10 protein-coding genes and 1 pseudogene are annotated in these 18,305 nt (G+C 59.6%); 3 read left to right on the forward strand and 8 right to left on the reverse strand.

Annotated elements, in window-relative coordinates; genetic code table 11:
• Positions 1-2,285 (reverse strand): annotated as a pseudogene (locus tag EKD05_RS23415) (hypothetical protein); the annotation flags it as partial.
• Between the two features lie 446 nt (positions 2,286-2,731).
• Here EKD05_RS23415 and EKD05_RS23420 point away from each other — a divergent pair.
• From EKD05_RS23420 to dnaK, 3 genes are all read left to right on the forward strand, one after another.
• Complete coding sequence (locus EKD05_RS23420; RefSeq protein ID WP_370374937.1) at positions 2,732-4,024, forward strand: FAD-dependent oxidoreductase; 1,293 nt, start codon at positions 2,732-2,734, stop codon at positions 4,022-4,024.
• A gap of 25 nt (positions 4,025-4,049) precedes the next feature.
• Positions 4,050-4,829 (forward strand): RNA methyltransferase, encoded by a 780-nt coding sequence (locus EKD05_RS23425; protein ID WP_240695907.1) that lies wholly within the window; start codon positions 4,050-4,052, stop codon positions 4,827-4,829.
• Positions 4,830-4,940: 111 nt separating this feature from the next.
• Positions 4,941-6,833 carry a molecular chaperone DnaK gene (dnaK, locus tag EKD05_RS23430; RefSeq protein ID WP_129677730.1) on the forward strand — a complete coding sequence of 631 codons (1,893 nt, stop codon included), beginning with the start codon at positions 4,941-4,943 and terminating at the stop codon, positions 6,831-6,833.
• Positions 6,834-7,016: 183 nt separating this feature from the next.
• Here the strand turns inward: dnaK and EKD05_RS23435 are convergent, their stop codons facing one another.
• From EKD05_RS23435 to EKD05_RS23470, 7 genes are all read right to left on the reverse strand, one after another.
• Positions 7,017-9,695 (reverse strand): hypothetical protein, encoded by a 2,679-nt coding sequence (locus EKD05_RS23435; protein WP_240695908.1) that lies wholly within the window; start codon positions 9,693-9,695, stop codon positions 7,017-7,019.
• Positions 9,696-9,706: 11 nt separating this feature from the next.
• Positions 9,707-11,839, reverse strand: a complete 2,133-nt coding sequence (locus EKD05_RS23440; protein ID WP_240695909.1) for a protein O-mannosyl-transferase family — start codon at positions 11,837-11,839, stop codon at positions 9,707-9,709.
• Positions 11,839-13,101: a glycosyltransferase gene (locus tag EKD05_RS23445; RefSeq protein WP_240695910.1), complete on the reverse strand. Its 1,263-nt coding sequence runs from the start codon at positions 13,099-13,101 to the stop codon at positions 11,839-11,841. The genes EKD05_RS23440 and EKD05_RS23445 overlap by 1 nt, the downstream gene beginning before the upstream one ends.
• A 75-nt stretch (positions 13,102-13,176) precedes the next feature.
• Positions 13,177-16,224, reverse strand: a complete 3,048-nt coding sequence (locus tag EKD05_RS26900; RefSeq protein WP_240695911.1) for a glycosyltransferase family 39 protein — start codon at positions 16,222-16,224, stop codon at positions 13,177-13,179.
• A 188-nt stretch (positions 16,225-16,412) separates the two neighbouring features.
• On the reverse strand, positions 16,413-17,093 hold the full coding sequence (locus tag EKD05_RS23460; protein WP_129677732.1) for an alpha/beta fold hydrolase: 681 nt from the start codon (positions 17,091-17,093) through the stop codon (positions 16,413-16,415).
• Between the two features lie 266 nt (positions 17,094-17,359).
• Positions 17,360-17,677, reverse strand: a complete 318-nt coding sequence (locus tag EKD05_RS23465) for a hypothetical protein (RefSeq protein ID WP_129677734.1) — start codon at positions 17,675-17,677, stop codon at positions 17,360-17,362.
• Entirely contained in the window at positions 17,674-17,904 is a 231-nt protein-coding gene (locus EKD05_RS23470) for a DUF433 domain-containing protein (RefSeq protein WP_129677736.1), read from the reverse strand. Before EKD05_RS23470 ends, EKD05_RS23465 begins: the two co-directional genes overlap by 4 nt.
• Positions 17,905-18,305 lie beyond the last annotated feature (401 nt).

The raw sequence follows: 18,305 nt of genomic DNA on the forward strand, positions 1-18,305 counted from the left end.
TTGGTGAGCGTGATGGTATAGGTGATGACCTCGCCGACGTTGGGGCGAGTGTTGTTGACCACCTTGCTCAGCGAGAGGTCGGCGAGCGGATTCACCTGGATTACATCGGTCGCCCGATTATTATCAAGGTTAGGGTCAGTCGTATCAGCAGTACGGGTAATGATCGCCGTATTCGTCAGCGTGCCTGTAAAGGCAGGATCAATCGTGCCGCGAATAGTGAAACTGATCGCACTATTTGGTTGCAGATCAACGGTGGTACTGAGCACATTGCCGTTGCCGGAGGCCTGCCCACAGGCACCAGTCCCAAGAATCAGCGCACATGTCCAACTGACATTGGTAATCTCGGGCGGCACTTCATCGCGCACAGGTGCGCCAATAGACGGGCTTGGCCCCGGATTGCGCACGGTCACCGTATAGGTAATTGGCCCACCGGAAGAGAGCACAGCCGGCGTGTGGCTTTTCTCAATCGACAGATCGGCCTCGGCGAGCAGCACACCGCCAGTCAGTTCGACAAAAGCCGAAGGGAAGAAGGTCCAGGTATCAATGATACGGCGATCACCAAAGCCAAACTGCGGCTCGGCAGATGAATCCCATGCGTGGGCACCGCCAGCACTGGAAACACCGCCGAGTGCATTGCGCTGCAGCGGGCTGAGCGAGCGACCATAACAACTGGGAACACTAATCCCAGCAGAAGCGGGGGGGGCAGGAGTATCGCCTAACGCACACGGCGAGAAATCATAATCGCCGGTACCAGTGTAGTTGTAGACATCATTGTAATAGATCGTGAAGGGATCGGGATCACCGGGTTGAGGCGTGGGGCGCACACGCTCGATAATCATCCCGTTGGGATTGCTTTCGGCATCAATGAAGGGGAAGTGAATTTCACCCGAAGAGAGACGCGCCTGCGCACGGAAGGGCACGGTACCGGCTGCAACGGGCTGGCCCAGTTGATCAAGGCCATCCCAGAAGGCACTGGTACGGGGTGCGGTCGTGAGGCCAGAAAGGATGCGGTCACTTGGATCTTCAAAACTCCCATTGCGATCCGTGTCAATCACAATCTCGTAGGTGACATCAGCGGGCGCATCAAACGAGAAGGTGCCACCAAGCGGATTCGTCCCGGCCTGGCCTAGCGTGCCTTCTTCACCAACAAAGGTCAGATTATCGGGGATCGGGGCAAGATCCTGGCTTCCACGCAGCAACCAGGTTTCGCCATCGGGGGTCTGTGCCGTGTCTGGCATCGTGGGGTCGGGGCCGGTCAGATCAAAGAAGATCTTGTGGGTCACATTGCGTTGCGCCAGATTATCAGGATCGCGCGGGCTACGTAAACTATAACCGAGAGGAGGCGGTTGAGCAAGATTACTGCCAGTCAACTGAAGGGAACGGTAGATTGGCTCACCCTGATCATCCGTAATGCCCTTGGCATTGGCAAAGAAGATGAAACCAAAGGGATCAATGCCATTGAGATCCACCGCGTAACCTTGACCATCAACGGTCAGAATGTAGAACTGCTTGTAGAGGCCAATATCAGCAGGCGCACCAAAAAGATTGGCATTGCTACCCATATTGAGCGCAAGGTAATTGGCAAAGACACGACCAGTGCGTTCAATGGTAGCATTGGTGCCATCGCGCACACTGATATCCCACGCGGCGATCCAGTGGTTGGCAAGATCAGTGTTTGCCCATTCGTCATCAATGCGGATAGGATCAGGATTAGTATCAAGATTAGCCGTCGGGTTGGGGCTAATGAAATCAAATTCCCAGATACCATCACCAGCCGCAGTCGTTTCGGCGGGTGTGATGATACAGGGTTGATAGCCACCAACGGCTGGCAGTGGCCCGGCTAGCTCCTGCGCAAGATTAACGATACGGCCATAGAGTTCATTGCCAGTAGCACGGGTATTGCATGTATCAGGTGTGGTGCCATCAGGGGCGCGAATAAGCACATCACCGGAGGGAGCCCGATTCATAGCACTCGAGCCAATGAAAATCTGCTCACCGGCGCGAACAAACGCTTTGAAGGTTGACTGACGCGGGATCTCAGCAGTTACGCCGGTGGCATGCCACTCGATATAGGGGCGATAGCCTTGAGTGATCTGAGCTGGCGTGATGGGCTGGTTGGCTAGTGCCTGAACGGACGAGCCTGATGGATCGGTCGTATCCCTGGCGCTGGCAACACCGGTGCGACCAAGTGAGGCCGTAATAAAGACGAGACTCGTCGTCAGCAAAAAAAAGAGCCACAGGTAACGAAAGCGCATCCTGGACATCACTGGCGCACGGTGGTGCATACATCCCCCTTGAAGTTTGAAATTACGATCGAAGCTTGCCTAACGTCATACCCAACGAGACGGCTGATTAGTCTGTAACGTAAGTATTCTGGGGTCGTTCGCCGTCCACGAATTGGGGCCACGAAGAAACGAAGAGCGCATGGAGCAGCCCATATTCGTTTCTTCGTGAGGGTTCTTCGTGGTCGGCGGCGCTACCAGAAAACGTACTTCACAGACGACTGATTACCTCTGTGAACAACGTTTCCTGGGTACGCGGGCATCCCACCCGCTTGTGCTCCCGAGAGCGGGCGGGACGCCCGCGCATCCAGCCGCCTCATGTTGGTACTCTAGTACCGTTGCGATATGGTACTCCAATCTTCCACTATTGTATGTGAAGAGGAGCGATTGTACAATACCCTTGGGGCGTACGACTGATAACAGTCTATTTATGTTGTTTTATTGAGGATATACCTATGCCAGAGCATATCCTGATCATTGGGGCGGGTCTTGCGGGCCTGACCTGTGCGCGTACGCTGTTGCGTGCGGGCAAACGGGTGACGGTGCTAGAAGCGAGCGATGATGTTGGTGGTCGTGTGCGCTCAGATTATCACGATGGTTTTGTGCTCGACCGGGGTTTTCAGGTGCTCTTTACGGCGTATCCGGCGGCGCAGCGCCAGTTTGATTACCGTGCCCTGGGCTTGTGTGCGTTCGATCCAGGGGCGTTGGTGTGCGAGGGCGGGCGCAGGGCAGTCTTGACTGATCCCTTGCGGGATCGTGATCCCTGGGCGTTGCTTGGGGCTGCGCTGACGAGTGTGATCAGACCAGATGACAAGCTGCGCACCCTGGCGCTCGCCCTCGAAATGCGCCAGACGACGGTTGATGAACTCATTGCTGCCCCTGATGAGCCAACCGAGGTGTATCTGCAGCAGAAAGGCTTTAGCCAGGCGGCAATTGATCGCTTTTTTCGGCCTTTTTATGGTGGAATTTTTCTGGATCGGTCGCTGCATACGAGTGCGCGCTGTTTCCGCTTTAATTTCAAGATGCTCAGTGATGGGCAGACGGTGGTGCCTGCCCGCGGGATAGGGGCACTGAGTCAGCAACTAGCCGCCGAGTTGCGTGCGGCGGGGGTGATCCGGCTCAAGACGCAGGTGGCTGCGTTGATGACTGATGGGCCGCAGGTGACCGGGGCGATGCTGGCTGATGGGAGCCGGTTTGTGTCCGATGCGGTGGTGGTGGCCACGCCCGCCCCCGAGGCGGCACGGCTCACGGGATTGCCAATGCCCGAGACGCACGTCGGTACGGTGACGCTCTATTTTGCGGGTGATGCGCCGGTGGTGCCCGACAAAAAATTGCTGCTGCATGCTGAACCCGACGCGTTCGTCAACAATGCCGTGCAACTAAGCAATGTAGCGCCGAGTTATGCACCCCCGGGGGCGCACCTGCTGAGTGTCTCGATCCTGGGCGTGCCTCCCTTTGATGACGACGAATTGTTTGCACGCGCACTCGCCGATCTGCAACGGATGCTGGTGGGCAATCACGAGGCGTTGACGGCGCTGAGCGGCTATCGCCCGTTGCGGCTCTATCGCATACCATACAGCCAGTTTGCCCAGCCCCCCGGGATTCATCCTACGCTCCCCGACAATGCCACCGGGCGACCGGGGCTCTTCTTTGCGGCCGAATTCACCGAAGCGAGTAGCCTGAATGCGGCGATGATTTCGGGCGAGAAGTGTGCTGAGCAGATTTTGGCTTTTAGATTTTAGATTTTGGATTTTGGATTTTAGGGTGATGATTACTAGTCCTGCGAATGCAACCATCAAAATGATCCGCTCGCTGCGCCAGCGCAAGGCCCGGGAGTCGAGTGGGCTCTGTTTTGTCGAAGGGATTCGCCTGGTGACCGAGGCTGCCGAGGCCGGGGCTGAGTTGGTGCAACTCGTGGTGGCCCCGGCGTTGCTGACCAGTGCGTTTGCGCACGACCTTGTGGAACAACTGGCTCTGCAGGGGGTCGAGCGCATCGAGGTTTCGGCTGAGGTTTTTGCGAGTCTGTCGGCGAAAGACGGGCCACAGGGCCTGGCGGCGGTGGTGCGCCAGCGCTGGTTCGAGCTCGCCGAGGTGCAACTGGCGCAAGCGCCGCGATGGGTTGCGCTGGTAGAACCAGCCGATCCTGGCAACCTGGGCACGATCATGCGCACGGTTGATGGCGTCGGGGCGAGTGGGGTGATCATTGTTGAGCCGGCGGCAGATCCGTATGATCCGGCGGCGCTGCGGGCGAGCATGGGGGCGGCCTTTGCGGTGCCGCTGGTACGTACGTCATGGGCTGAACTGGCGGCGTGGAAGCAGGCCAACGGCGTGACGATGGTTGGCAGTAGCGACCAGGCGGCGACCGATTTTCGTCAGGCGGCCTACCCGACGCCGCTGATCCTCTTGATGGGCAGCGAGCGCCAAGGGCTCAGCGCCGACCAGCAAGCACTCTGCGATGTGATGGTCGCGATCCCGATGCGCGGGCGGAGCGACTCGCTCAATCTGGCGGTCGCGACGGGTATTTTGCTCTACGAGCTTGTCTCATAAGCGGCAAATATTAACACTCCTCTAACGCGACATTAGCGTAGGACATGCAAAAAACAGGTACACTAGAGCCTAGAGAACGTGCAATGCATTTAGGAGAGGAGCTAAAGAGATATGGGCAAGATTGTTGGTATTGACCTGGGCACGACCAATTCATGTGTTGCGGTGATGGAAGGCGGCGATGCCGTGGTGATCCCGAATGCCGAGGGCAACCGCACCACACCGTCGGTCGTGGCTTTTGCCAAAAATGGTGAGCGCCTGGTTGGGCAGACGGCCAAGCGTCAGGCGACGATTAATCCTGAAAATACACTCTATTCAGTCAAGCGTCTGATTGGACGCGATTATGATGAGACGACCACCGAGCGCGAGATGATCTCGTACAAGGTGACCAAGGGGCCACGTGCCGATGTGCGCATCTATGTGCCCCAGACGAGCAAGGATTATGCGCCGCAAGAGATTTCGGCGATGGTCTTGCAGAAGCTCAAAGCTGATGCCGAGGCGTATCTTGGTGAGCCTGTGACCCAGGCGGTGATTACGGTGCCGGCCTACTTCAATGATAGTCAGCGCCAGGCGACCAAGGATGCGGGCAAGATTGCTGGCCTCGAAGTGCTGCGGATTATCAACGAGCCGACGGCAGCCGCGCTGGCGTATGGGCTTGACAAGAAGAAGGACGAGACCATTCTGGTTTTTGACCTTGGTGGTGGGACGTTCGACGTCTCGATCTTGGAAGTTGGTGATGGCATTGTTGAAGTGAAGTCTACCAGTGGCGATACGCACCTTGGTGGTGACGACTATGATGCGGCGGTGGTGGACTGGATCATTGACGAGTTCCGCAAAGACCAGGGCATTGATCTGAGCAAAGATCGCCAGGCGTTGCAGCGGCTCAAAGAGGCGGCTGAGAAGGCCAAGATGGAGTTGTCGAGCGTCAGTGAGACCGAGATCAACCTGCCGTTCATTACGGCTGATGCGAGTGGCCCCAAGCACCTCGCGATGAAGTTGAGCCGCTCACGCTTCGAGCAGTTGACGAGCGCCTTGACCGATCGCCTCCGCGGCCCGGTGACACAAGCGATGAAGGATGCCGGGATGCAGCCTTCCCAGATTGACGAGGTCGTGTTGGTTGGTGGTTCCACCCGTATGCCGGTGGTACAAGAAGTTGTGCGCAAGATGATCGGCAAAGAGCCGAACAAGTCGGTCAATCCCGACGAGGTTGTCGCCGTTGGGGCGGCGATCCAGGGTGGTGTGCTTGGTGGCGATGTCAAGGGCGTTGTGTTGCTTGACGTAACCCCGCTCTCGCTTGGGGTGGAAACCCTCGGTGGCGTGATGACGCATCTGATCGAGCGCAACATGACCATTCCGACGCAGAAGACCGAGGTCTTCTCGACGGCATCAGATGGTCAGACGGCCGTGGATATTCACATTCTCCAGGGCGAACGTCAGATGGCGAGCGACAACATGACGCTCGGGCGCTTCCGGCTGGAAGGTATTCCACCGGCACCGCGTGGCATTCCACAGATCGAGGTCACGTTTGATATTGATGCCAACGGCATTCTGAATGTCAGCGCCAAAGACAAAGCGACGAGCAAAGAGCAGCGCATTACGATCACGGCCAGCACGAATCTGGGCAAGGACGAAGTCGAGCGCATGGTGCGTGAGGCTGAAGTCCATGCGGCAGAGGATCAGGCTCGTCGTGAAATGGTTGAACTCAAGAATCAGGCCGATAGCCTCGCCTATCAGGGCGAGAAGACCCTGACCGATCTTGGTGACAAGGTTGATACGATTGAGCGTGGGCGGATCGAGGGCATGATCAAGGATCTGCGTGATGCGATCGCTCAGGAGAATCGTGAGCGGATCCAGAGTCTGATGAACGAATTGCAGCCAGCGATCTACCAGCTTTCGCAGAATGCCTATAGCGAAGGTGCCGCTCAGGGGCAGCCCGGGGCAGAGAGTAAGAAGAATGACGATGGGGTCGTCGAGGGTGAGTACACCGTTGACGAAGGGCGTTCATAGTTCTGATGATGTGACGCCGAGACGCAAAGGATGTTGAACGTGCATAGGTGAGAGGTCGAAGCACTTCGTTTGATAACGAAGTGCTTCGGCTTTTCTGCGAGGGCGAAGGGCCGCTCGGTCTATGGTGACGCAAAGGCGCAAAGTTGGATATATTGTAGTACTATCTCCTGTCTCACCTGCTCGTCACGGTATGATCGCCACCCGATCAAGCTGGTATGCCAATAACCGCAATTGCCCGACCTGCGGCCCTTGCTGGGCAATCAGATCCAACGCACTCGGCACAAAGGTGGCACTCGTGGTCGTGATGACGATGTGACTGCCTTCGGGTTGTGGCGGTAGCGGGAGGCAGACCTCTTCGAGGCTGCGTGTCACGGTGATGCGTCCGACCTGCTCCACCCCAACGCTCACCGTCACCACCGGTAGTGCCAGATCCTCTGGCCAGCCAAGTCCGCTCAGGTGGAGGCAAACCTGCTGCGGTGCGCCGTTGCCCGCTCTGGGGAAGCGCAGCATGGCTGTGCCGGTCGCCCAACGCGTGGTGGTGCCGAGATCAGGATCGTAGCGGCCTAAATAAAACCCTTTGAGATAGCCAAGGTCGTTGTCGTCGGCAAGTTCAAGGCGATCGTCTGGCAGCCGCGGTGGGTAGAACCATTGCCACGTCCAGGTCACCGGGTTCTGGTCATCCACCAGCGAGGGACCAAATTCGCGTTGCGCCGCTTGCAGGTCGCCCATTTGCCGAAAGAGTTCGCCAGCAACCACGGCGGTCTGCCAGGCTGCCAGTGGGCGATTCGGTTGTGTTGCGAGCCGGTCAAGCCCTGCCTCCGGTCTTCCTTCCAAACCATCGAGCAATGGTGCGCCAACGGCTGCTGTATAGGGCGGCAAGCTCGGCGACGCCAGGGCCGCCCGCGCTGCGGCGCTGTCACCCGCGCCAAGCGCTGTGCGCAACGCTTCTTCTTGCAAAAAGCCCTGCCGCGATGCGAGTGCCAGCCGCGTGTTCGCGATGCTCGAAGGGTATGGGCCGAGGAACGATGACCAGGTCGCGTCGGCCCCGGGCGCACGCGGCTCAAAATAAGCGTAGGGCGCTGCCGCTACCAGCACGAGTAGGCTCGCCAGCACGCCGCACGCAGCCCCGTAGCGCGTCCGCAAGGTTGCGCCGAGCTGCGGCAGGTAGGCCAGCGCAACCCCGGCGAAGATCAGGGCAAAGGGCATCAGCGGCACGCGAAAGCGGTTGATCGCAAAGAGCAACGGCGCCGCCGCGAGATTGTAGAGCAACCAGAGTCCGATGAGGCCAATGAGGGCCTGTGAGCCTCTGCTGCCTGGCCCGGCCCGCTGCCGCGTGCGCAATGTCGCCCAGCCCAGCAGACTCAGTGGCAAGACCAAGACATAGAGCAGGTCGTCAAGCGTGACCAGCGCCAGCGTATACCAGACGGGTAGCCTCCCGAGCGCAAAGCCACGGCTCAGCCGTTCGTCGCCGGTATAGTTGATCTTGAAGAGATCGATCAGTTCCGTCAAGCTCTTGACCACAAAAGCGAGCGGCTTGGCCTGCAACAGACACAGCGCTTCCGCCGTCAAAAGCTGCTGCCGATCACCCTGACGCAGCGTCGCTACCGTCGCCAGTGCCGCCATCAGACGCGGATCTTGGCGCGCATAGAGGCACGCCGCTGGACGCGCTACGCTTCCATCAGGATAGCGCCGCTCGTTGAGCAACTCCTCGCGTTGCGCCACACTCAATTCGGGCAATAGCAGCGCAAGCACAAAATTCCGGGTTGGCTCATCGCTCCGCCCACCGTCATAGGCCGTCCGTGCGCCCAGCGCCAGGTTGAACGCACCCGTCGTATCGACGGTAATCAGCCCGCCATAGGCGCGACTCGCATAGAGTGACCAGGGCGCAACGACCAAAACAAAAGCCGCAAGCACCAGGCCCATCTGCACCATCGCCTGGCGCAACCTCGCCGTCGTACGCCAGACTGTCAGCCCCACCCAGGCCAGAACCAGCGGCACAAAGCCGAGTGTCAAGCCCCGTGTCAGCGTTGCCAGGCCCAGCAATATGCCTGCCGCCAGCAAGGGCAAGCTGATCTGGGGAAGGAAACCGCCCCCGCTCACCCGCCTCACTCCAGCACGACCGGGGCGGGCGGGAGCTTCCTCATGCCTTACCCAAGCCCTGGCCCAGAGCCCAAACATCAGCATCGCCGCCAGCAACAGGGTCGTAAAGAAGGTCTCACTCAACAACAATTGCGCATAACTCGCTAGCGGCAAATAGACCGCCATCCCGAGTGCCGCCAACCCGGCTGCAAGCAGAGCTCGCCGCCCTGCCCCATCTACGCCCGAGCCCGGATCGGCAGATCCATCCAGCACGACCGCTTCACCACTGCGGGCTCCGCCGTGATCACGTTCCACCATCATTGGGAGCGAGCGAGCATGTGCGTCGCCTTGTCCGTCGCCTTGTCCGTCGCCGTTGTCAACGGGTACGACCGCCGCGTTCTTCGGACGCACAACCAGCAACACTAACAGATACGTCAGAACGATATTTGCCAGACTCAAGAGCGTCTGCGTCACAAAAATCGGCCCCAGGTCGCGCCCAAAGGCACTGATATGCGCCGCAACAAAGAGCGGATAGAGCGGTGCGCGTGTCCAGAGGTACTGCGTATGCCAGGCAAAACCACGCCCATTGGCAAGCCAATCGGCCGCCGCCAGATATTCGGCCTCGTCCGAGATGAGGCCCACGCGAGGCAAGCGATCCCACAAGGCAAGCCGCAGCGCAACCCCGATCAACAGGGCCAGCCAGAGTGGCCAGTGGGTTCGAAGCAGCACGCCGAGTCGCGTGACAGACGGCGTGCGCTGCGTGCGCGTTTTCGCAGTAGCCACTGACCTCCTCGTTACGGCTCGGTGGCAACGACCTCGATGCTACCGAGCACCAGACGGTCGTCACCAAGCGTATCGCCGCCGCGGATGCGCAGACGACCGGCGGGGGTCGGGTCGTTGGGATCGTAGAGCCCAAGCAACATCGTGTACGTTCCAGGCGCGAGATCGGCGGGCAAATGGATCGTTCGGTCGTCGCGGGCTGGTTTGCCGGGCAACCAGGTGCTTGTTGGCAGGTAGCCTTCCAACGGTGGCCCATCTTCGCCAGCCACCGGCGGCTGGTCGCACGCCTGGCAAAGGTGTAAAAAGAGACTATAATCGGCCTCGAGGGGCGCGGTCACTTCCCAGAAGAGACTGAGCGGAACATTGCCTCCGGCACGGTAGACGCCAGGGCCAACGGGCATGGTCGCTTTGAGCGTGTACCCCTGAAAGATCAGGTCATCGCCAAAGACGGCACCCACCGGACGTTCCGGCGTCGGCGCAGCCGCGCCAGTATAATAGGGCTCGGGGGCTTGCTGACAGAGCAGATGCGCCCCGTTGAAGCGCCAGATGCCACACGGCCATGCGCGCTGCTCGCGACTAAACCGCCAGTAGTTGCCGACCAACCCATATTCATCGCCGGGCAGCGGAGGATCAACCGTGCGCGCGTGTTCAGGCGCGATCACCAGCAAGCTTCGGGTAAAGCCAGCCAACCCCGCCCGCCGCTCGAGATCCCACTCGCGCTGCCCAAAACTCGTCTCGCCCTGCCAGAAATTCGCAAACGTCAGCGGCTCGGGCGCAGGATCACGACTGAAACGAGCCATATAGTAGTCATACAGTGGCCGCACATAGTTCGGGTGCAACACCACGGCATCGTCAGGATGCACGCGTGTCGCCAGTTCCGCAAAAGCTTCGCGGTACTGCTCTTTCACCGGATCGCCCGAAAAGAGCCCGAAGACCGGTTGTACCAGCGCACGGCCTCCGGTAAAAAGTGCGCCTGCAAGCAGCAGTGCATAAGCCGACACAAGCCCATAGGACAAACTCCTGCGCACCAGGTGTGAAGGTTGCCCACGCGCCTGCGTCTCACCCAACATCAGTAGTGGATAGGTCAACAAGAGCAGCCACGCCGGATAGATCATCATCAAATAGCGTGCCTCGTAGAGCCTCGTCACCACAAGTTGGAGCAGGAAAAGGCCTAGCGGCACAAAGAGTACCACCAGCACAAAGGCAGCGCGCAGCCGCGTTACCGAGCGGCGCAGATCAACCAGGGCAGCCACCAACCCCGAGCCAGCCAGCAGCAACCAGGGCAGCAGCCACCACGACGGGCTATCACCCGGCCAACGGTCGAGACTAAAGCGCACCACCGTCAATTCAAGGGCCAGCCACGGGTCAGCAGGAATCGCCGCACCCGCCGCCGAGCGCCCGGCGGCCTGGTCGCCGCCAAGCCCGCTGATCATCGCGATGACCAACAAGCCCGAAAAGAGTGCCGCCAGCGCCGGGGCCAGCACGGTCAGCCAAGAGCGAGGCCGGTGCCCAACAACTTGCAGGGCCATCAGCCACACCCCCGCCGCAACGAGCAGAATGCTCAGGCGATGGACAAAGAGCGCCAGCACGCCGACCACTACAAGCATTGCCCAATCACGCATGGCCCCGGTGCGCACCACACGGGCAAGCGCCCAGAGCACCAGCGTTGCATTGAAGAGCAACAGACTATAGACCTTGGCTTCCTGGCTATACCAGATGGCGAACGGCGACGCCAGGAGCATGAGGGCCGCCGCGAGGCCAGCCCAACAGATCCCCGGGGCACGCGGGCGGCTTTCCGCTAACCCCAGACGCTCTACCTCAAGACTCATCAGGTAGACCAGCGGCACCGCAAGTGCCCCCGCAACCACCGACGGCATCCGCAGCGCCGCCTCGCTCTCGCCGGCAAAGCCCATCCAGCCCTTGAGCAGCACGTGATAGAGCGGATAGGCCGCATTGGGGCGCAAAAGATCGGCGAGCAACACCGACCACGCCTGGCGACTCAGCTCCCAGCTACTGCCCTCATCAAGCCAGAGGCTCTGCGCCTCAAGGCGATAGAGGCGTACGAGCAGCGCGGCCCCAAAGAGGGCCACCACAAGCAGCGCATGTTTCCAGAAAGCACCTTGATTTTTCGCGGCTGCCTGCATCATCACGACCCGACTGCGGCCTGAAACACCGCTTCAAAGCGCTCGGCGGTGCGTTCCCAGGTCAGGCTTTGCTCGATACGGGCACGGGCCAGCGCACCAAGGCGGTGCGCCAGCGCGGGATCATCTATCAGGCGCAGCAACGCCTGGGCCAGCGCAGGCGCATCACGTTCGGGCACCATCAAGCCATTGACGCCATCGTCAATGACATCGGGCACCCCGGCGACCCGCGACGCCACAATGGCGCGCCCGGCGCCCATTGCTTCGAGCAGCACATTGGGCAGACCATCCACCCCATCGCGCACAATCGGCAGCGCAAAGACATCAGCTGCCGCCACATAGGTCGAAGCACGCTGGCGTTCGAGTTGTCCGGCAAAATGGACGCGCTGGGTCAAACCAAGGGCCGACACCTGGCGTTCAAGCGCCTCACGCAGATCACCATACCCAATAATGACGAGTCGTGCCTCGGGATGCAAACGCAGCACCTCCGGCCAGGCCTCGAGCAACACGCCAAAGCCCTTCTTTGCCACCAGGCGGCCCATCCCCATCACCAGGGGTACGCCATCGGCCAGCCCAAGTTCGGCGCGTACGGCGGCGCGTGCCGCAGGATCAGGGCGGAACTGCTGCGGATTGACGCCATACGGCACCACGCTGCTTGTTGCGGGGCGAGCACCGAGGGCAAGCGCCCGTACCCGCAGATCGTTGCTACACGCTGTCAACGCAGCCGCACTGCGCAGCGCACTGGCCGCAGCGAGCGCCAGCGTCCAGTGACGTTCTGCCAGATAGACATCGCTGCCGTGCAGGCTCACCACAAGCGGAAGGCCCATCAGCGCGGCGGGCAACGCCGCAGGCGGGCCATTGGGCAGCACCCAGTGGGCCTGAACCAGATCATACGGCTGCCCCGACGCCGCACCAGCGACAAGTTCGCGGGCCACCGCCCCCAGTGATGCCCCAAGCGCAAACGGCAGAGCCAGCAGCGTACGCCGCTTGATCTGCGTATCGCTAATCAACGACTGCGCATACCCCCACACATTCAACGCTGGATGGGGCGCATACCGAAAGATCCGCAGGTGAACGCCACGTTCCTCGGGTAAACGGCGCAGATCAGGATGGAAAGGCATCAACAGCGTCACCGCGTGCCCACGCGCTGCCACCCCTGCCGCAATCTCTTCAATAAAGGGAGCCGTCGTCTCACCAGGCCATTTAGGAAACGACGACGCAAGCATTAAAATGCGCACATACAACTCACTGCTATGCTGACGAACCATCGTGTTGGCTTGCGTTTGACCGGCTTCGCCACCCAAACGCAAGCCAACCGAGGAGGGTGAGGACGCAGGCTCCCCTCAGGGAACCTCTTGTTCGACAGGCGGCATCCTATACACAAAAGCGCGAAAATCGTCGGTCGGACTGGCATAGATCAATTCAAAGCCATCAATGACATCACCAACCTGATTGGAATGATCCATCAGCGGGGCCAGCAGCCGCCCGGCATCGCCCTTGACCCGTTGCTGATTTTCGAGCACGAGATACTGGGCATCATAGTGACGTGCAATGGTAAGGAGGATGTCGCGATCGCCCGTATTGGGAATCATCACCGCCGGTCGCTCGACATGCCAGTTGAACTGCCAGGGGATGCGCGTCATCACCACGGCCTCTGGGGTCGTATTGGCCTGCAGCCAGGCATACGCGGCCAGGTCAGGCTGCCAGATCACCGGCTCATTGCGCACCTTATTGGCAATATCGGGTCGCGAGAAGCCGATGATGCTATTCAACGCAACCACAACCAGGATCAGGCCCAGCGGTGCCCAGCGCCGATCACCAACTGCGGCAAGCCGATCATACCCCGCCCAGATAATCCACGAAGCCAACAGGGCCAACCACGGTAGCAGCATCACCCAGTAACGATGCTCATCAGTACGCCAGTAGGTCAACATAAAGACCATATATGGTGCAAAGGTAAACGCGAGCAAGCCGAGCAAGCGGCGGCGGAAACGCAGCGCTCCAATGACGCCAATCAACGCCAACCACGCACCGAGGCCCGACAGAATATTTTTGCGCTCGTTGCCGCCAAAGAACCAGGCGAGATCGTCGGGCAAGCCACGCCAGACCGGCATCAGATAGTCGCGCAACTCGCGCAACTGGGTCGCAAATTTCTCGCCGGTCTTATCAAAGCCCCAGCGCAAAATCCAGCTTCGATCAGGCAAGCCAGGCCCACCAAGCTCCGGGGTAAAGACGCGATAGATCTCTTCCCAGGCATCGCCACTGCTGCCACGATAGCCAAGCACCCAGGCATCGTAGCTCTCGGTCGAATAGACGGGCTTGCCAAACTCGCTCAGATTGCGCACCAGATATGGCGAGAGCACCACCAACGCAATGGCGCTCCAGACCGCCACTGGCGCCAGCAACGCCACCAGGCGCGTCAGCGACGGCCTGCGCAGCAACGTCCGCCAATCAGCAGGCACCTGTTGCCACAAAAACCAGAGGCCCATGCCGAGGGCGAGCATCGCCCCCGACGGCTTCTGCAGCATCATCAAACCCGTCAATACGCCCGTCGCCACCAGCGCCCGGTTCACCCCCACTTCGCGGAGATACGTCCGCAGAGTTCCCGCCGCCCCAGCGGGAGGGGGCGCGGGAGGGGGCGTCGCCGCCCCAGCGGGAGGGGGCGGCGACGCCCTAGCGGGAGGGGGCGCGGGAGGGCGCAGCCCTCCCCGCATGACATCCCTTTTTTTCTCGTGAGGGCGTGGCACCGCCACATACAACAAAAAGATCGCCCCCAGGCTAAAGACCACAAATCCCAGATCATTCGTCACATAGATCGTGAGTCGAAAAAAGAGGAAGTTGGTCAGCGTCAAGATGGCTGCCGTCAAGCCAACCCGCCGATCCCAGAAATACGTCCCGATGCGATAGATCAGCCCCAACAGGATCACATTGAAGAAGAGGTTCGGCAGCTTTGCGGCCCACGCTTCAGGCCCAAACGCCAGAAAAAAGGGCGCGATCCAGACTGGCTGCAACAACGGCCAGGTCTCCTGCGGGCGGGTCACGCCCTCGATCAGGTGATAAAACTGCGTCACATAATCAACCACCCAGCCACGTCCGGCGGCGAGGTTGCGGGCGACCACGGCATTATCGGCATAATCGGCGTGGCCCACATAGGGCATGCGTGCAATCACCAAGGCTTGATAGCCGAGCCAGATCACCGCAAAGCCAACCAGCACGATCAATGACCCACGACGCGAGCTAAGCCACGCGACAATATGGTCACTGAACTGTGGCAACCCCTCACGCCCAAGCACCAGCACTAGCGCCAGCAGACCCGTCCCGAGCAAGGCGATCAGCAGCGAATCGGGAAAGAGGGGCAAAAAGAGGGCCACACCCGAACTGCTCAGCCAGCCGAGCCCCTGCGCGAGCGCATAGACAAAGAGCACCAGCGCCGCGGCGACCAACCCGTACCCAAGCGCTGCGCCACTGGCATACCGGCGCACAAGCGCCCGCACAAAGCGCAGCAGCGCCGGATACCAGACGACGAGCAGCAACGCCCCCAGACCCCCAAGGGCCACACTGAGCGCAGCCCCCATCCAAATACGCGTCACCGCAAGCCCGGTCGCCGCCAGCGCAACCCCGAGCGTCGTCCCAACATAGACAACCGGCGTTGAGCGCACGATCTGGGCGAGCAAGAGATAGAGCAGCAGTGCCGAAGCAGCCAGCAAACCGACGGCACGCCAAGCGGGCGGATAAAAAGGCGGAGCTGACGCTTCGACCGCGTGAACGCGCACCTCGGCCAGCCGAAAGCCTTTTGGCCGCGGATCAGCCCCAAAGCTTGCGGTATCAGTAAACGTATGCGAGCTCGCAAAATCAAGCCGCAGATCGCCACTCGTACGCACCGCAGCCGGAATACGAAACGTATATTCAGCCCACGCACTGGAAGGCGTAAACTCACCGACCGGCACCCCATCAGCGCGCACGGTCACCACAGGCTGGGCAACCGATGCCCCGACCACATCGTCAGGCCACCCCTGCGCCGTGACCGTCAGATCAAGCTCAGCCCCGGCCCCCACATGGGGCAACTGCAACAAGGCATGCTGGCGCGTCCAACGACTACGACCAGTGGGCGAGTCGGGCGTCAGATCATCAGCAAAAAGATCGCCCCGTGCGACCGCATCAGCCCCAAGCCCCGCTGTCGTCGCTAAAAAAAGCCGATCACCAACCCACCCGACCAGCACACGCCCTTGCGGGGGAGCCTGATAGGCCAGCACGCCGACCAGCAAGCTCAACAAGAGCACCATACCCACCGCGCTCAGCACGCTGCGCCAGGAACCTACGGTCGGCGCAACCAGGGGCGCAGCAACCTTACGCCTCGTCAGGCTCTCAGATTGTAGATCCGCAACACCCATACATGATGACACACTGCAACAGACCCGACGTTCGGGCACACCAGCAGACATTATACAGCTAATCGCCCTCGCGGGGGTGTAGCGCAGTTTGACGCAAAGGCGCAAAGACGCAGAGGCCGATAGGCTAGAGATTCGGTGCTGATTATGTGGTATCGTATACCGCAAGAATCATGTACCGTACTCACCTATTAAGGCGTAACAATGAACCGTTCTATCAGCGCCGTAACTTCCTTGGCATCCTCACCTAGCCAAAGCAGATGTCCCCATTCATTATCAACAAGTTCAAGCGTTGAATCCGATATCATCTGATGGGCATGGTGGGGGTGCTCAAGCGAAACAGTGTGATCGTTTTTGCTGTGGACGATGAGCGTTGGACATTCTATTTTGCCAAGAAGCTGCTTGTTGATAGCGTGGTCAATATCATTCAAGAACCCCTCTCCTGAGCGGTATGCCTTCAATGTCTCGACTAACTCGCTTACATCGGCACTTCTAAGAGTGGGCGTCGGCTGAGTAGAAAACTCAGCAAAGAAATTTGAGGCGATCACTCGTGGCATAAGTTCAGAAAATAGACGCACCATTCCCCACGTAAACCGCTCGACTCTGTGATGAAATATCCGTCGTGCAATTCGATAGGTTTTGTCCTTCAAGTCCGCCGCCTGTTGCGGGGTTTTGCTATCGCCTAATGGCGTGTTGCCGTAGCCGGGACGAGAGGGCGTAATCAACAGGAACGTCTGCCGATCAAAGCCTTTGTGTGCAAGCCTTTCGTGACAGTTTGAATGGCCACCGTGCAGGAACAAAACAGGCACGCCCGCGCCAATGATGCTGCACTCAACCTGCCCAAGCTTTGTTTTGATGTGTTGCGTATTCATGTATCGTCCCTTAAGCCCTGAGATACGTTCACCTACGAAGAACGCTCACGCAGAGACGAAGACCGGCTTGGTAACGCCTGCCTTTAACGGCGCCGCTGGCAGGTTCGAGCGATCGCCACCGGCAGTTGAACGACACCCACGGGCCAAACTCGCGTCCAGGTCATGGCCGCGCCAGCGGCGTCCGTGGACAAGGTGTTGTTGGGCCCTGGATGCCGGAGCGGACGATGCAATGATGGCCCACCACCACATGACAGGGGCGCACCGCTTTATATGGGAACTTCTTCGTACGTGCCCGGAGCGACGCGGGTTATGGCTCCACGAATCGCCTCAATCCACCCTTGTATCTTGGGCCATGAGGTTGAACCAAGCACGAGAATCGCAATGCGGCGATCTCGCAAGTTTTGTTGATAGCGGAGGTTTTGATCAGCCGTGATGAGGAGATCGATACCGGCCAATGCTGCTTCTGCAAGCAGTTGTCCATTTTTCAGACTCGCCCATCCTTGCTCGTAAGCCGTCGTGATCGTATGATCGGGAAGATACCGACGCAGCGGAACCGGGGTGCCTTGATCAAAAAGAATCTTCATGCGGCTGTCGGTGCACTCAAAATCGCAACTTCATAATCGAGCACGGCTTCGACATCTTGTCGCTGGACACCCGGAAACCACTCCAAGAATTGATCAATCGTCGCACCATCGCGCAGATTTTCAAACAACGCGGCCACCGGAACGCGCGTCCCGCGAAAAACCCATGCGCCACTCACAATATCTGGGTGGGCCTCCACCGCCGTGAGGTGCTCCCAATTTTTGTCCATGAAGATCCTCCCGTCTACTGCATCGTTCACGCGATCCCGCATCCTTCTCCGCCTATTGTAGCATATCGGTTTCGCTCGCACGAAGAACCGAACGTATCTGCGCCCAAAAGGACACCCTGATTGGTCCCAACGCACGTCTTCGTTGCTTCGTGGCCCCCATTCGTGGATAGCTGACGACGCCAGAAAATTTCATCCACACACTATTGAGCAACGATCGTTGAGTGCAAGGCCACAGTAGTTTAATTTGACGCAAAGACGCAAAGACGCAAAGACGCGAAGATGTGAAATATAATATACAAATAAATCTCTGCGCCCCTGCGCCTTGCGACCGTTACGACTTGGGGACTACTTCTGCCAGCCCCTCTGGGGGCCAGCCGAGCAACTGCCCCCGACAGAGCTGG

The sequence above is a fragment of the Candidatus Chloroploca sp. Khr17 genome, from assembly GCF_004138165.1.
GTDB lineage: Bacteria > Chloroflexota > Chloroflexia > Chloroflexales > Chloroflexaceae > Chloroploca.

What these genes read in the sequence shown, in the direction of transcription:
- EKD05_RS23460 (WP_129677732.1), bottom strand. Translation starts at nt 17,093, where the DNA reads ATGAATACGCAACACATCAAAACAAAGCTTGGGCAGGTTGAGTGCAGC.
- dnaK (WP_129677730.1), top strand. Translation starts at nt 4,941, where the DNA reads ATGGGCAAGATTGTTGGTATTGACCTGGGCACGACCAATTCATGTGTT.
- EKD05_RS26900 (WP_240695911.1), bottom strand. Translation starts at nt 16,224, where the DNA reads ATGGGTGTTGCGGATCTACAATCTGAGAGCCTGACGAGGCGTAAGGTT.
- EKD05_RS23445 (WP_240695910.1), bottom strand. Translation starts at nt 13,101, where the DNA reads ATGGTTCGTCAGCATAGCAGTGAGTTGTATGTGCGCATTTTAATGCTT.
- EKD05_RS23470 (WP_129677736.1), bottom strand. Translation starts at nt 17,904, where the DNA reads ATGGACAAAAATTGGGAGCACCTCACGGCGGTGGAGGCCCACCCAGAT.
- EKD05_RS23425 (WP_240695907.1), top strand. Translation starts at nt 4,050, where the DNA reads ATGATTACTAGTCCTGCGAATGCAACCATCAAAATGATCCGCTCGCTG.
- EKD05_RS23440 (WP_240695909.1), bottom strand. Translation starts at nt 11,839, where the DNA reads ATGATGCAGGCAGCCGCGAAAAATCAAGGTGCTTTCTGGAAACATGCG.
- EKD05_RS23465 (WP_129677734.1), bottom strand. Translation starts at nt 17,677, where the DNA reads ATGAAGATTCTTTTTGATCAAGGCACCCCGGTTCCGCTGCGTCGGTAT.